Here is a 13,374-nt window from a genome sequence, read left to right on the forward strand (position 1 = left end):
AATTGTACCTTTTTACTGGTGTTTTTTTAATTGTAAATTTCCCTTTTTAAACAATACAACCGCATTAAAAGCTTCATATAAAGCATAGAGAGGGTAGCAGAAAGCTAAAAATACAATTACAGTAGGTACTTTTTCCACAATAGGAAAGTAACCAGTTATGAAACCCTTAACGATAATACCTAAATAAATTAATAAAGGTATTACTAAAGCAGCTATTAAAAGTAGCAATGGAGTCATTTTAGTTTCTTTTAGTTTTACATGACAGTGTGGACACTTCATATTAAAAGGGGTTGAAAATTCTTCAAAGTGTTCGATTGTAAGTGATTTTAGACAATTGGGGCAAGGTAGTGAAGTTCTCATGAGTTATTCTCCTTAAATAAAAAACATAGCTTATTAATTATAAAATTGATGTTCTAATATCATTCATTTTTCTTAACTGGGTGTTCTGTAGTTAAGATAAATGTATGGTTTGATATTTACTTTATGTTTTGATACTAATTCCTTTTATATAACCTTTTATTTAAACGCATAATTAAATAATCCAAAATATAAAGGTCCGATTAAGATTATTAAAGTGATCCCGTAAATTACTAGTTTAATTGATTGTGGTTCATCATCATCTTTTAGCTCTTCATTGAACTTTTTGAAACCAAAAATCAAGTGCCATAATAAACCACTTACAAATACAAATTTCCATACAAGAGGATTAAGAATCTGGGTGTTAGTAATATAACCAAATAAACCTATCCAAGTGATTACGGAAAAAACAAAATCTATTATCCAAAAAGTTGTTTTGAAAGCACCTTTTATAAGTGCTCCGATTGTAGCTATTGCTAGAATTCCTAAATAGCATAGCCAAAAAATATTAATCATAATTTACCTACTTTCTCTCGAGTACATCCATATGATTATAGATGAGATTAAATTATATGTGAATAACCTTAATACGAAGTTGGTTCAAAATATGAAATAAAACCAAGATGATAATGACCTTGGTTTTACTGAGGTGAATATAAAAAAGAAGATCAGACTTTCCCAACTGATCCTGGCACTGGTATCACCAGTATAGACAAACTGAAGAAATGATACTATCAAAGGGGTTGTACAACCAAAGGCTGTCTAGGGGAAAGTAACCTAGGGTTGTCTTATATCATATTCCAAAAGTTTAAGTGTATCTAAGACAAGCAACCCAATAATGTATAAAAGAGAGTGGATGAAGATGCTTTCGCTAATGGCGGAGGAACTATGGAAGTGTCGGATGATGACTTGCCTTTCTAAAATATAAATTCACCCTTAATTACAATTGGCACTTTCGGTACCTGAAAATCTGCCATGATGTTCTTAGGAGGTGAGTAATATGAAGAAGCTAATAGTTTTCTTAGTGCTTATTATTGCAGCGATTTTGTTTTTAGAAGATAAGATTATTTCTATTGTAAACAATTATCCGCCAAGTAAACATAAGCGACATCATTAATTAAAAAAGACAGGACTCCTCCTGTCTTGCACATTTAAATAATAATACAATGGAGGGGTCTTGATAAAATGGAAAATATTAAAATAGATGCTAGTACAATGATACTAATGGTTGATATAATGGAACTACCTCCTAGTTGTGTACTAGTAATCTGTGATGGGAAAGTGAGACTTCGAGAACTTCCACCGCATGGGGAATATAAGATTGTGACGCATCAAGGTAAGGTTAAGAGGATGCGGAGGGAAGAGGGAGAAGAGTTCTGAGAGAAGGGTTTAGAGAAGAAAATTTAGATTTTATTGTCAAATCAGAGGATATTTTGAAGCGGTTAAATACAAAGAATATATTTAGAAATATTGACTATAAGTTAACTTATCTGTATTTAAAACATTTGAAAAAAGAATATACAAAACAAGAAATAGAAGTTATGAAGAAAACTTTAGCAAATGATATTTCGGCGACAACATCAAGACAATCCATTTTTATTTCAGTATTTGCTGTCATAGTCGTGTTAGTTACTACTGTTTTCGCTAATATTATTTCAACAATTATTGATCCAATTGAGAAAAACTTCGTAACTAGCGTGTTAACCTTGTTAATGATTTCCTATATTGGAATAATGTTGTTCTACTACACTAGAAACCTAATTATAAATGAAAGAAAGCTTAAGTTACTAAATCATTTAAATTTAATTTTAGAGCTAGAAGATTTTCAAATAAANTTTAAAAAAAGAAGTATCTAATAATGTGAAAAATCTGTATTTATGGACTGATAATCTATATGGCGGAGATAATTATTTGAAATTTCTTTTTGAATCAATTGAGTCAGAAGGTGTTCGTAAAAACCTAGAAAATCTCTATGATAAAATCTTGGGAGAAACAAAGAATGGTGTAAAAGATCTTAGAATGTTAAGGGCATATTTTAAGGCATATAGAGATAGACAAGCTGAGAGGAAATATTATACATTTATAGGTACTTCGATCTTTAGCTTTGTAATTTTTAGTACAAAAGAATTCTTACAGGGGAAAATTGAAAATAATAATTTATTATTTTTTTTTCAGCCTAGTATTTCATGGGGATTTATTCTCTCATTATTATTAATGGCAGTCTATTATATACTTTTACCTCATAATAGAGATAATAGAATCAATCTAGTTATAAATCTTCTAGAAGAAATGATTGAAGCAGAGGAGAAAAAATAAACTTAAATATTGTATTCAGTTCATTATAATGAATTAAAAAGTTACTTTTTATAACTAGTCCGCCCCAGACAACTGGAGGACAACATTTGACTACAGCAATCGCTGTGTCATTTGTTGTCCTCTTTTTATTTCACAAAAAGGAGAGAAGGAAATGGGAACGATTCAAAGTGGGCTAATCGAAAAAGGGTTAAAACATGTTCTTATTCAAGAGATAGAAAAAGAGAATACAAGGAGCAAGAGGGAGAAAGAACGTTTTTCATGCAGAGAACTTGAAGATTTAATGGGGTGCAATAGGGATACATACAAAAGAGTTCGTGGCGCAGTCAAAAGACGATAGGGGGACTTAAAGTGGACAATTGGGCAGATATATTAATACAAGAATATAAGGAAGGTAAAAAAGAATTAAAGCGATTAAAAGAGAGAGCGATTGACGATGATGATATCAAACAAATCAATAGCATGATTAAATGTATGTCTTATTCTATCGATTGGATGGCTACTGGAGACAACCGGGAACATATAAAGGGATTGATAAAAAAGGAATATATCAGCACAATTACATTCATTGCATAGAAGTAATACCAGACATTATTGAGAAAATAGACATTAATGAAAATCATCTGTACATGTCTATTGAAGAAAAGATTATACTCGCGGACATATTAACTTCTCTTTCTCATAGAGAGAGGTATTGCTATATCATGTATATTGCACAAGGTCAAAGCATAAGCAAGATTGCAGATGAAATTGGGGTTCGTAAAGCTACAGTGCAAAGCTACATAAATCGAGCAAAAAAGAAAGTGAAAGAGTAGAGGTTCTTGATACTTTGCTATACGAATGCCATATGTTGTCTTCATTATTGAAGGGAATAAAATCAAGGGGGTTACTGCTAGCAGAAAGATTTCCTAACATTGCGACTTAAGTACGGATTATTTAGGATTGTTTGTATTAATATTTTCAGTATCACTCATTTTAGTTGTAGTAGTGAGGGTGCGAGACTTATTGCAGATACTAATCCAAGCCACCCAGAACATTGGTTGTTGAAGGACTACATTCAGAATACGGATCCGCAAATATTGTCTTATTCATTCGGACTGGATGACAATACTTTCTTGTCTGAGCGATATAAAAACAACATGAAGCGTTCAACTCCAACAGGCATGTTTTACGATAGAAATATCAAGGGTCTTTGGGTAAGTGGTGAGAGTGTTGTTTATCCAGATTTTGATAGAAATGTTCATACAATCAGCCGTGATTAATTAAGAGAGGTTTCCATCAACCACTCATGTGAAACTTTATGAAAGCAGTATAATAGATAATATAATTGGTATGCTGTTATAATAGGATATCGAAACTAATTGAAAGTAGGAGAATAGATGAACGCGTACGATGAATATATGAAACAAGTAGTAAAACCAATGAGAAGTGAGTTAACAGATGCTGGGTTTACAGAATTAGTAACCCCTGAGGATGTACAGAATCATATGGCTAACGCTGAGGGAGTGTCCTTAATAATGATTAACTCAGTGTGTGGATGTGCTGCAGGTTTAGCAAGACCAGCAGTAGTTGCCGCAGTTAATGATTTAGACAAAAAACCGGATAATCTAGTAACAGTATTTGCCGGACAAGACCAAGATGCTACAGCGACTATGAGAAGTTATTTCGAAGAGATTCCTCCAAGCTCACCTTCAATTGCAATATGGAAAGATAAAGAATTGGCATACTTTATCCCACGTGAACAAATAGAAAGTAATTCGATGGAAACTATTAAAGATCATTTGTCTGGTGTGCTTACACAAATCGTTTCTTCATGAAAACAATCGTAACGACAGCTGGAAGAACAAATGAATCATTTATTGATAAAGCACAAACTATTGCAACTGAGCTTTCTTTATCTTATGTAAATCGAAGTAAGAAATCTGTAAAAGCTATGCATGAACAATATGACTCAGATGTATTAGTAGTTAGCAAGGAAAGATTAGAATACTACGCTAATGGCTCAAATATTCCTTTTTTCTTTCATCCAAATTCCGCTGCATTTCGGTTAAAAAGGCTTCTAAAAGGTGAATCCGATTCATTTTTAGAAGCAACTAATCTGAAAAGTGGGAATAGCTTTTTCGACGCAACTGCTGGATTATGCTCGGATAGCATAATTGCTGCTTATGCAACTGGGGACATGGGTACTGTTTATGCATGTGAAGTAAATGAAATCATTGCCTATATTGTATCAGTTGGTTTAAAAAATTATGAGACTGATTTTGTTGAGTTAAAAACATGTATGAGAAATGTGAAATTAGCACATGTGAATGCTGTGGAAGCATTAAAAGAAACAGAAAGCAACTCATATGATGTAGTATATATGGACCCGATGTTTGAAGAGTTAATTGAGGAGTCCTCAAACTTTCAACCACTCCGAGCAATTGGGCAACATCACTTATTAACACTGGAGTGGGTGGAAGAAGCCAAAAGAGTTGCAAAGAAAAGAGTAGTTGTAAAAGCTCATTTCCGTTCGGATTTATTTGAAAGATTTGGATTTCATAGACTTACCCGACAGACCTCTAAATTTCATTATGGAATCATTGAAATATAAAGAAACGCTTTGCTAAATGTAAAGCGTTTCTTTTTAGTTGATGTCTGTATACGTAGTAGCAATATGCTGTATCGAAAAAAAAGAGAGTTGTGACTATCGTCACGACTCTCTTTTATAAAAAACACGTGGAAAAATCTGTCCAAAACAAACCGAGAACGTTTGAACTTAGTCAGTAAAGTTTAGAGAAGTTAAATATCCTAATAAAAATAAAAATCCAATTCCAATTACTAAGCTTGTACTCATAATAAATTCTCCTCCTTATTCAAAAAACGTACTGTATGTTTACAACATTTATTGTACAATGAAAGAGAGGATTTAGAAACCTTTTGTTCTCTAAAACGTTTATAATCATAATGGGTCTTTAAAAAATGGTCAAAATTGAAGGTGATATTTGTTGAAGGAATGGATTAAAAAATCAATTATTATTACGGTAGCATTGCTAACATTTGGTCTAATCTCTCCGGATCATCTTATTTGGGAGCATTTATTAGACAACAAAAATCCAGAAAAGTCTTTTCATTCAAATGTAAATAACATTGATTATGAACAGGTAGAAATAGATGAGGGACTAGCATTAACGGATTCTATTTCCACGGCAGCAAGAGAACAATCATACATAAAGTTTGGCGAGCGTATAGGTCCTGTAATCCAAAATGAATTTGATGAAATCATCTTCCCACGTATACAGGAAGTGATTGATACAACGGTTGCTAAAGTGGCTCAAGATAAAGTCATAAATTTGGCTATAACCGAGCAGCCATCAGGAGAATATCACGAGAAAATATTTAACATTTATAATAATGAAACAAGAAAAGATTTAATCCGATTTCATGTGAGAACAGACAAAAAACCTCAAGATGGGTATTATTTTAATTTTCATTATCATCTTGCAGAAGACAAGTATTCAAAGCATTATGCATTAGGAGAAATTTATTGGTCCAAAAATACACCTCCTAAGTGGCTCTCATAAATGAGAGCTTTTTTGTTATAATAGGAAGCTTAGAATGAATAAGAAGTTTATTAAAGAAACAAATAAGCGCCAATAATTCCTACAGAAAATTATTTTTGACTCAGAAGGCAACGAAATTGAGCAACTAGCACATTTCATCATTCATAATGGACATATCTTATGTGCGTTGAAAATATCTTCAAAAAGGTATTTTCAACGCATATATAGAATTAATTATCTTGGAGGTGATTCGTATTAAGGAATTTATAAATGAAAAGTGTATATGTGGTAGCGGTAAGAAATATAAAAAGTGTTGTGGAAATAAAAAATCACTGAGTAGGGAAAAGTTTGAAAGCGAAATGTTTTACAATTATTATATTGTTTACGATAACCAGAAAGTAAGGAAGAAGAGAGACAGTATGCATTTGTACACACCTATATTAGGTGATACGATAAAAGCATTTTGGTATTGTTTGCATCTACCGAGGCATTGTATGGATTTGATTGTCTCTCCAGATGGGTTGTTTGCTAAAGGAGACGGTTATCAACAACATAATATTTATTTAATTGGTTCAAATGTATCTGATATTGAGATTCAAATGTTAACTAATAACCCCCCTACACTATACATATATGAAGATGAAATCAAAGAAAATGAAGATTTAGATTTACATAAAAGCTTCCCGTCTCTTTTAGGGTGTATTTTTCAAGAAGATATTTCAGATGAAATATTGAATGAACATTGGAGCAAGTTAAAGGACAATACAATGGACATAATTAAAGAGTTTGATATTGAGAGACTACCTTTAACAGTAAAGCCAAGACTTTTAAGTAATAGTAACAGATATATATTACCTAATTTATTTATGATTAATCAGTATGGAGATGGTGAACGTTCTATAAATTTTCTAGTGAATAATGTACACGACGCAAGAAAAAGAGGATTAATGATAAAAAAAACAGTATATTTGGCAAACGCTTATCATTCATACGGGAATCGACTTAATGATTACGATATTGTTAAATTTCAAAAAATAATGAAAGAGAATTCTCCTTTTACACCAACAGCATTGATTGTAACTTTACCTGGTGGACCTAAATATAGAAAGAGTTTTGATACATACTATAAAGAAAAAGGTTTGTCATTTGAGGAAGATGAATTAATTAAATTTTTTGGCGTCCAAAGATCTATAGCCCTACAAGGTGTTTATATGGAAGGACAAATAATTTCAAGTGAGGTTTTTGCATTATTATCACAGCTTGAGAAACACTTTTATCTAGCAGCTTTTAACATTGACGGTAAAGTTAATCCTAAATATGTTGAAAGGGTGCTAAGAAAATTTGGTAAAGTTGTTGCTAAGTTATTTGAGAAACCTTTAAATGAATTTATATTAGCGTCTTCCACTTTAGTTGCATTCACAGACTTTCCTATAGGTTTAGCAATTTTACCAGGTTTCTCGGATCCATTGTGTAATATTATACCTATATCTTATCGCCCTTTAACACCTTTAACACTCACGTATCAGTATGGTATTACAAAAAGAAATGATTTTTATCTTCAACAGAGAAAAAATTTCAAGGTATTAATAATTGAGTGTTTAGATTCAAATGATAGGATCAGAAAAATTGCTGATATGACATGGGAAGTTATCAAAAACCAATCAAAAAAATATAAATTTATTGAAATTTTTTATGAGGAAGTAAATAGCTCAGTTGAAATAAAGGAGGTACTTGAAAAATATAGTTCAATTCATATGTTAATTTTGTCCGCACACGGTTCTTACGATGAAAATGGTGTAGCAGGAATAATAATAAATGATGAGATTTGGCTACCTGATGTTGATATTCGAGTTCCTCCAATAGTAATACTAAGTGCTTGTCATGTTGCTGTAAAAGGAAATGGGAATTATACTATAAGTGAGGCATTTTTAAGGTGTGGAGCACTAGCAACGTTAGGGACATTAATACCAGTTGGTGTAAAGAAAAATGGGGTTCTAATACAACAATTTCTTTTATATGTGTCAGAAGTATTAGATGGGAAATTTGAATGTAGAAACTTATCGGAAGCATGGTTTAATGCTATAAATTACGGTATTGTGACTGAAATATTAGGAATGTCACCAAAATTAGAAAGATGGTTTTTAACTCCTAGAGAAATTGATGGAAAACTCCCTGCACAAGAGTATCATGATAAGGCTGAAAAAAATAGAATTAAGCGAGGTAATTTTCATCAAGAAACAATTAAGCTTTTATTGAGTGTTGCTGAAAAAGACCAAATGGATGGACATCTGAAGGCAGTACTTAATAGTAAGGGATATATAGCAGAGTCTGTATTTTATACTTTTGCAGGATATCCAGAAAAAATAAGGTTTATAAAATAAAAGATAGATAAAATTTTATGAGTGTTATATAACTTTTAAGCTAATTGCAAGTATTTAATTTGTGGTTAGTTTTTTGTTCTTAAAAGGGCTAAACATGGAGAGTAAAAACAGAAGTCTGGCGAAGATTATTCCATGGGAAATTAGGGTGCTGAAAGTGTCTCAAAAGTAAAATGTGATAGAAATACATTAAAATATAGAGCGATTTCAGAGGGTGAATGAACGCTTTTCAAAAGTGATTAGTGAACTATAAGAATTACAATTAGTAAAAGAACCTTTAGAACATCTAATGAAAGTAACTAGTCAACTAATTAAAATATATGTATCAATAATTCATACAAAAAATTATTTTTTCAACTATAATGTATAAGGAATTAAATTTGGAGGTGGGTTATCTTGGAAAATGAATTAGAAAGAACATATTTAGATTTTTTGCAATATATTTTAGATAATGGTGTAAAGAAGGAAGATCGTACAGGGACTGGAACGATTAGTATATTTGGTTATCAAATGCGTTTTGACTTATCAAGAGGATTTCCTTTATTTACGACAAGGCGTACACCGTTTCGTTTAATTGCTAGTGAGCTAATATGGTTTATTAAGGGAGATACAAATATTCGTTATTTACTGCAACATAATAACCATATTTGGGATGAATGGGCGTTTAAAAAGTGGGTAGAATCAGATGATTATCAAGGTCCAGACATGACAGATTTCGGTCGTCGCTGCTTAGTCGATGTAGAATTTAATGAACTATACGAAAAAGAATTGAAAAATTTCTGTGATCGTATTTTAACAGATGATGATTTTTCAAAAAAATACGGTGACTTAGGAAACGTATACGGAAAACAATGGCGACGTTGGAGAGATTCAGAAGGCAATGAAATTGATCAGCTGGCAGATGTCATTGAGCAAATTAAAAATAATCCTGATTCTCGACGATTAATTGTAAATGCATGGAATCCAGAAGATGTTGTTAATGCTGGTGCAAAAGGAAGTAAGGCAGCTTTACCACCTTGTCATGTGTTATTCCAATTCTATGTAGCAAATGGTAAGTTAAGTTGTCACCTCCTACAACGCAGTGCCGATTCTCTACTTGGGGCAAATTTTAATATACCATCGTACTCACTACTAACGCATTTAGTTGCAAAAGAATGTGGTTTACAGGTTGGAGAGTTTGTTTATAGTATTAGCGATGCACATATTTATTCGAATCACATTGAGCAAGTAAAAGAGCAATTATCGCGTGTACCAAGAGATCTTCCAACATTAATCATCAATCCAGAGAAAAAATCAATTTTCGATATTGAGATGGAAGATTTAACAATTGAAGGGTATAACCCACATCCAGCAATTAAAGCACCGATTGCGGTTTAATTTAAATAGTGTCTTGAAAGTCATAAATTTTCAGGCACTTTTTCACTAAATAAATTGCGAGTAAAATTATATTTTAGAATAATTAAACGTAAATAAGTTAAAAGAATTAGCAACAGTAAAAATGATGAACTTATAAGAGACGATAAAAATAATGATAATTCAATGGGTTCATCAAGTTATTGCTAACTAAAAATTCCTAGGTGTTCCTTTTAATATTGCTTCGTACGCATTATTAACACATTTAATAGCAAAAGAATGTCAATTGCAAAAAAGTTACCTACACTATTACTTTCTAATGATAAAAATTCTATTTTTGACTTTGAAGTAGAGGATATTTCTTTAGATGGATATGATCCACATCCTCGTATTAAAGCACCTATTGCGGTGTAAGGAAGTAAAGGAGATAAAATGATGATTTCATTAATCGTAGCACATGATCCAAATAGAGTAATCGGTTTAAACAACGAGATGCCTTGGCATATTCCTGGAGATTTAGCTTATTTTAAAAATAAAACAATGGGCAAGGCAATGGTTATGGGTAGAAAAACTTTTGAATCGATAGGAAGAGTTCTTCCTGGAAGAAAAAGTATTGTTATTACAAGAAATCCTTCTTATAAGGTAGAAGGTGCAGATGTAGTAAGTACGATCGAAGAAGCGATTAATCTTGCGAAGGATTTCCACGAGGAAGTTATGATAATTGGTGGAGAACAAATTTTTAGAGCAGTTTTACCAAAAGCGGATCGACTCTATATAACTTTCATAGAAAATGTTTTTGAAGGGGACACTTTTTTTCCGACATATAGTTCTGATGAATGGGACCTTGTTGATACTTCGGAAGATTTTCAAACACCTGAAGGCATTACATTCGCTTATTTAGTTTACGAAAGAAAGGTAAATGACTAAATTGTATAGCTCTTTAAGAACATTTGGCTTTTTATTTGCTTACTTACCAGCTAGTATGCCAATACTTCATCAAGTAAAAGCTCAAAAAAACGAATTGTCTATCGAAAAGTATGATGAACTTGTACAACAAACACCTAAAAGATGGGCTTCTGGAATATTAAAAAGAACAAAAAGTACATTTGAAGTTACTGGTCTAGAAAATGTTCCAACAGGACCAGTACTTTTTATAAGCAATCATGAAGGAAATTTTGATATCCCAGCATTAATTACTTATATACCTAAACCTTTTGGATTTATATCCAAAATAGAAGTGAAGAAAATTCCATTAATAGCAAAGTGGATGACTGAGATGAACTGCATTTTTTTGGACCGAACTGACAGAAGAAGCGCTTATCAGTCTATAAATGATACTGTGCAGCAACTTAGAACTGGCCATTCTATTTTAATGTTTCCAGAGGGGACGAGAAACAAAGGTGATGGACTCGGAGAATTTAAATCAGGATTTGTTCGAATTGCTAAGGATGCAGGAATACCTATTGTACCTATTGTTATACAAGGTACATCAAATATTATGGAGAAAAATAACAACAAAATTCGTGCTGCAAAAGTTCAAATTTCTATACTGCCATCATATAGTGTAGAAAGTATTCAAATGAATGATTCTAAAATTGTCTTAGAAGAGGTTTATTCTATTATTAGTAACCGTTACTTCGAAATGAATTTAAATAGCAAATAGTTTACATAACGCTTCAATTCTTCTTATAATAAAGATATATAGGAAGGAAGGGATCATGTGTCTAAAATTCATATTGTAACGGATTCAACAGCTGATTTATCAAAAGAGCTGATTGAAGCCTTCAATATTCATGTAGTACCACTAACGATACAAATTGATGGTGAATCATATACCGATGGTGTAGATATAAATCCAGAAGAGTTTTTAGAAAAAATGGCATCATCAAAGGATTTACCAAAGTCTTCTCAACCTGCAGTAGGTGTTTTTAAAGAACTGTACGATAGGTTAGGAGAAAATGGAGATCAAATATTATCTATACATATGACAGGTGGAATGAGTGGAACAGTTAAATCCGCTCAAGCTGCTGCTGAAATGACTGATTCTGATGTAACAGTTTTTGATTCTAAATTTATCTCCTTTGCTTTATCTTTTCAAGTTGAAGAGGCTGCTAAAATGGCTAAAAATGGTGAAAGTTTAGAAGTTATTTTAAATAGAATTGAAAAAATACGGTCAAACACAAATTTATATGTAGTTGTTGATACATTAGATAACTTAGTAAAAGGTGGTCGCATTGGTAAGGGCACTGCAATAATTGGGTCACTACTTTCTATAAAACCGATTGCTAATTTAACAGATGGTGTATATACACCAATTGCAAAAGTAAGAAGTCATAAACAAGTAGTAAGTCATTTGTTTAAACAATTTACAGAAGATACAAAAGGAAAAATAGTAAAAGCTGTTGGGATTTCGCATGCAAATGGATTTTCCATGGCAACACCTTTAATGAGACTAATAGAGGAAACTGGTTTTAAGAATATTCAAGTATCATTTACTTCCCCTGTAATAAGTACACATACAGGTCCAGGGGCTATTGGTTTTATGTATATGACTGATTAACTTACTTAGGAAAAGCAGGGATTTGTCCCTGCTTTTATTTTATCGAAAGGGGATAGGAATGAAGTACGTCCTATATTTATTCTGTATTATTATATTTTTAACCGGTTGTACAAATAAGGAGCAATTTGCTACAGATTTTACCAAAAAAGAAGCGATTTCATTCGAGGAGTATGTAATTCCTTATACTTTTTTTCCTAGAACTATACAATTAGTCGGAATGGGAGATTCTCTAACAAAAGGTGTTGGAGATGAATTAAAAAGAGATGGATATATTGGAAGATTAAAGACAGAACTATTACAATATAAAGGAATAGAAGATGTTATTTTAACCAATACTGCATTAAGAGGTAGAAGAAGCGACCAATTATTAAAACTTATGAATAACGGTGACTTTGATTATGCTATTAGAAACGCTGATATAATAACTATTACGATCGGTGGAAACGATTTGATGAAAATCGTTAAAAAAGAATTATTTAATTTAAAAGTTGAGCCATTCCAAAAGGGACTAAATGCATTCGAGAATAATTATGTGAAAATCATGAAGAAGATTCGAGAGATTAATAGTAATGGTAAAATACTTTTGATAGGAATTTATAACCCTCTAACCGTCGTATCGAACGAAGAGAATGAATTTGAAACAATCATTGAGGAATGGAATAGTACAATCGAAATGATAGCAAAAGAGGACAAAAATGCATGTTACATACCTATTGGCAAGCATTTTGATACAAATGCCAATTTAGTGTATCACACAGACTTTTTTCATCCGAATAGTAAGGGATATCAATTAATGAAAGATTCTATCATAAGCTCCTTAAATAATTGTGGTTTTATTGATGAGCAAAATAGGAAATTGTTGTTTTAGGGA

Annotated in this window: 15 protein-coding genes and 2 pseudogenes; 15 read left to right on the forward strand and 2 right to left on the reverse strand. The window is 32.0% G+C overall.

Annotated elements, in window-relative coordinates:
- Window positions 1-12 precede the first annotated feature (12 nt).
- Together AN959_RS07890 and AN959_RS07895 are read right to left on the reverse strand one after the other, a co-directional pair.
- Complete coding sequence (locus AN959_RS07890; protein WP_056829686.1) at window positions 13-360, reverse strand: hypothetical protein; 348 nt, start codon at window positions 358-360, stop codon at window positions 13-15.
- 156 nt (window positions 361-516) lie between these two features.
- Entirely contained in the window at window positions 517-873 is a 357-nt protein-coding gene (locus AN959_RS07895) for a hypothetical protein (protein ID WP_082460864.1), read from the reverse strand.
- A 669-nt stretch (window positions 874-1,542) separates the two neighbouring features.
- Here AN959_RS07895 and AN959_RS07900 point away from each other — a divergent pair.
- From AN959_RS07900 to AN959_RS07970, 15 genes and pseudogenes are all read left to right on the forward strand, one after another.
- Entirely contained in the window at window positions 1,543-1,737 is a 195-nt protein-coding gene (locus tag AN959_RS07900) for an XtrA/YqaO family protein (protein WP_056829687.1), read from the forward strand.
- A gap of 1,087 nt (window positions 1,738-2,824) precedes the next feature.
- On the forward strand, window positions 2,825-3,010 hold the full coding sequence (locus AN959_RS07915) for a hypothetical protein (protein ID WP_056829693.1): 186 nt from the start codon (window positions 2,825-2,827) through the stop codon (window positions 3,008-3,010).
- An 11-nt stretch (window positions 3,011-3,021) separates the two neighbouring features.
- A complete protein-coding gene (locus AN959_RS21660) occupies window positions 3,022-3,246 on the forward strand; it encodes a hypothetical protein (protein ID WP_056829695.1) in 225 nt (74 codons plus the stop codon).
- 128 nt (window positions 3,247-3,374) lie between these two features.
- Entirely contained in the window at window positions 3,375-3,485 is a 111-nt protein-coding gene (locus AN959_RS21665; protein ID WP_253278890.1) for a sigma factor-like helix-turn-helix DNA-binding protein, read from the forward strand.
- A gap of 165 nt (window positions 3,486-3,650) precedes the next feature.
- Window positions 3,651-3,929 (forward strand): annotated as a pseudogene (locus tag AN959_RS07925) (PBSX family phage terminase large subunit); the annotation flags it as partial.
- Window positions 3,930-4,049: 120 nt separating this feature from the next.
- Window positions 4,050-4,487 carry a BrxA/BrxB family bacilliredoxin gene (locus AN959_RS07930; RefSeq protein ID WP_056829699.1) on the forward strand — a complete coding sequence of 146 codons (438 nt, stop codon included), beginning with the start codon at window positions 4,050-4,052 and terminating at the stop codon, window positions 4,485-4,487.
- The gene (locus AN959_RS07935; protein ID WP_056829702.1) at window positions 4,484-5,263 is read left to right on the forward strand and encodes a class I SAM-dependent methyltransferase; all 780 of its coding nucleotides are present in this window, start codon (window positions 4,484-4,486) and stop codon (window positions 5,261-5,263) included. Before AN959_RS07930 ends, AN959_RS07935 begins: the two co-directional genes overlap by 4 nt.
- A gap of 394 nt (window positions 5,264-5,657) precedes the next feature.
- Window positions 5,658-6,233 carry a YpjP family protein gene (locus AN959_RS07940; protein ID WP_056829704.1) on the forward strand — a complete coding sequence of 192 codons (576 nt, stop codon included), beginning with the start codon at window positions 5,658-5,660 and terminating at the stop codon, window positions 6,231-6,233.
- A 224-nt stretch (window positions 6,234-6,457) separates the two neighbouring features.
- The gene (locus AN959_RS07945; protein WP_253278899.1) at window positions 6,458-8,593 is read left to right on the forward strand and encodes a methionyl aminopeptidase; all 2,136 of its coding nucleotides are present in this window, start codon (window positions 6,458-6,460) and stop codon (window positions 8,591-8,593) included.
- A 393-nt stretch (window positions 8,594-8,986) separates the two neighbouring features.
- The gene (locus AN959_RS07950; protein ID WP_056829708.1) at window positions 8,987-9,967 is read left to right on the forward strand and encodes a thymidylate synthase; all 981 of its coding nucleotides are present in this window, start codon (window positions 8,987-8,989) and stop codon (window positions 9,965-9,967) included.
- 193 nt (window positions 9,968-10,160) lie between these two features.
- Window positions 10,161-10,357 (forward strand): annotated as a pseudogene (locus AN959_RS20605) (thymidylate synthase); the annotation flags it as partial.
- Window positions 10,358-10,378: 21 nt separating this feature from the next.
- A complete protein-coding gene (locus AN959_RS07955; protein WP_056829710.1) occupies window positions 10,379-10,870 on the forward strand; it encodes a dihydrofolate reductase in 492 nt (163 codons plus the stop codon).
- The gene (locus tag AN959_RS07960; protein WP_056829712.1) at window positions 10,863-11,606 is read left to right on the forward strand and encodes a 1-acyl-sn-glycerol-3-phosphate acyltransferase; all 744 of its coding nucleotides are present in this window, start codon (window positions 10,863-10,865) and stop codon (window positions 11,604-11,606) included. The genes AN959_RS07955 and AN959_RS07960 overlap by 8 nt, the downstream gene beginning before the upstream one ends.
- A 57-nt stretch (window positions 11,607-11,663) precedes the next feature.
- On the forward strand, window positions 11,664-12,503 hold the full coding sequence (locus AN959_RS07965; protein ID WP_056829714.1) for a DegV family protein: 840 nt from the start codon (window positions 11,664-11,666) through the stop codon (window positions 12,501-12,503).
- Window positions 12,504-12,561: 58 nt separating this feature from the next.
- Window positions 12,562-13,371, forward strand: a complete 810-nt coding sequence (locus tag AN959_RS07970; RefSeq protein ID WP_056829716.1) for a GDSL-type esterase/lipase family protein — start codon at window positions 12,562-12,564, stop codon at window positions 13,369-13,371.
- The last annotated feature ends 3 nt before the right edge of the window (window positions 13,372-13,374 follow it).

Source organism: Psychrobacillus sp. FJAT-21963 (assembly GCF_001420585.1).
Taxonomy (GTDB): Bacteria; Bacillota; Bacilli; order Bacillales_A; family Planococcaceae; genus Psychrobacillus.

Excerpts from the sequence above, each read along its gene's own strand:
- AN959_RS07930 (WP_056829699.1), top strand. The coding sequence starts at position 4,050 with ATGAACGCGTACGATGAATATATGAAACAAGTAGTAAAACCAATGAGA.
- AN959_RS07970 (WP_056829716.1), top strand. The coding sequence starts at position 12,562 with ATGAAGTACGTCCTATATTTATTCTGTATTATTATATTTTTAACCGGT.
- AN959_RS07915 (WP_056829693.1), top strand. The coding sequence starts at position 2,825 with ATGGGAACGATTCAAAGTGGGCTAATCGAAAAAGGGTTAAAACATGTT.
- AN959_RS21665 (WP_253278890.1), top strand. The coding sequence starts at position 3,375 with ATGTATATTGCACAAGGTCAAAGCATAAGCAAGATTGCAGATGAAATT.
- AN959_RS07895 (WP_082460864.1), bottom strand. The coding sequence starts at position 873 with ATGATTAATATTTTTTGGCTATGCTATTTAGGAATTCTAGCAATAGCT.
- AN959_RS07890 (WP_056829686.1), bottom strand. The coding sequence starts at position 360 with ATGAGAACTTCACTACCTTGCCCCAATTGTCTAAAATCACTTACAATC.
- AN959_RS07935 (WP_056829702.1), top strand. The coding sequence starts at position 4,484 with ATGAAAACAATCGTAACGACAGCTGGAAGAACAAATGAATCATTTATT.
- AN959_RS07900 (WP_056829687.1), top strand. The coding sequence starts at position 1,543 with ATGGAAAATATTAAAATAGATGCTAGTACAATGATACTAATGGTTGAT.
- AN959_RS07955 (WP_056829710.1), top strand. The coding sequence starts at position 10,379 with ATGATTTCATTAATCGTAGCACATGATCCAAATAGAGTAATCGGTTTA.
- AN959_RS07960 (WP_056829712.1), top strand. The coding sequence starts at position 10,863 with ATGACTAAATTGTATAGCTCTTTAAGAACATTTGGCTTTTTATTTGCT.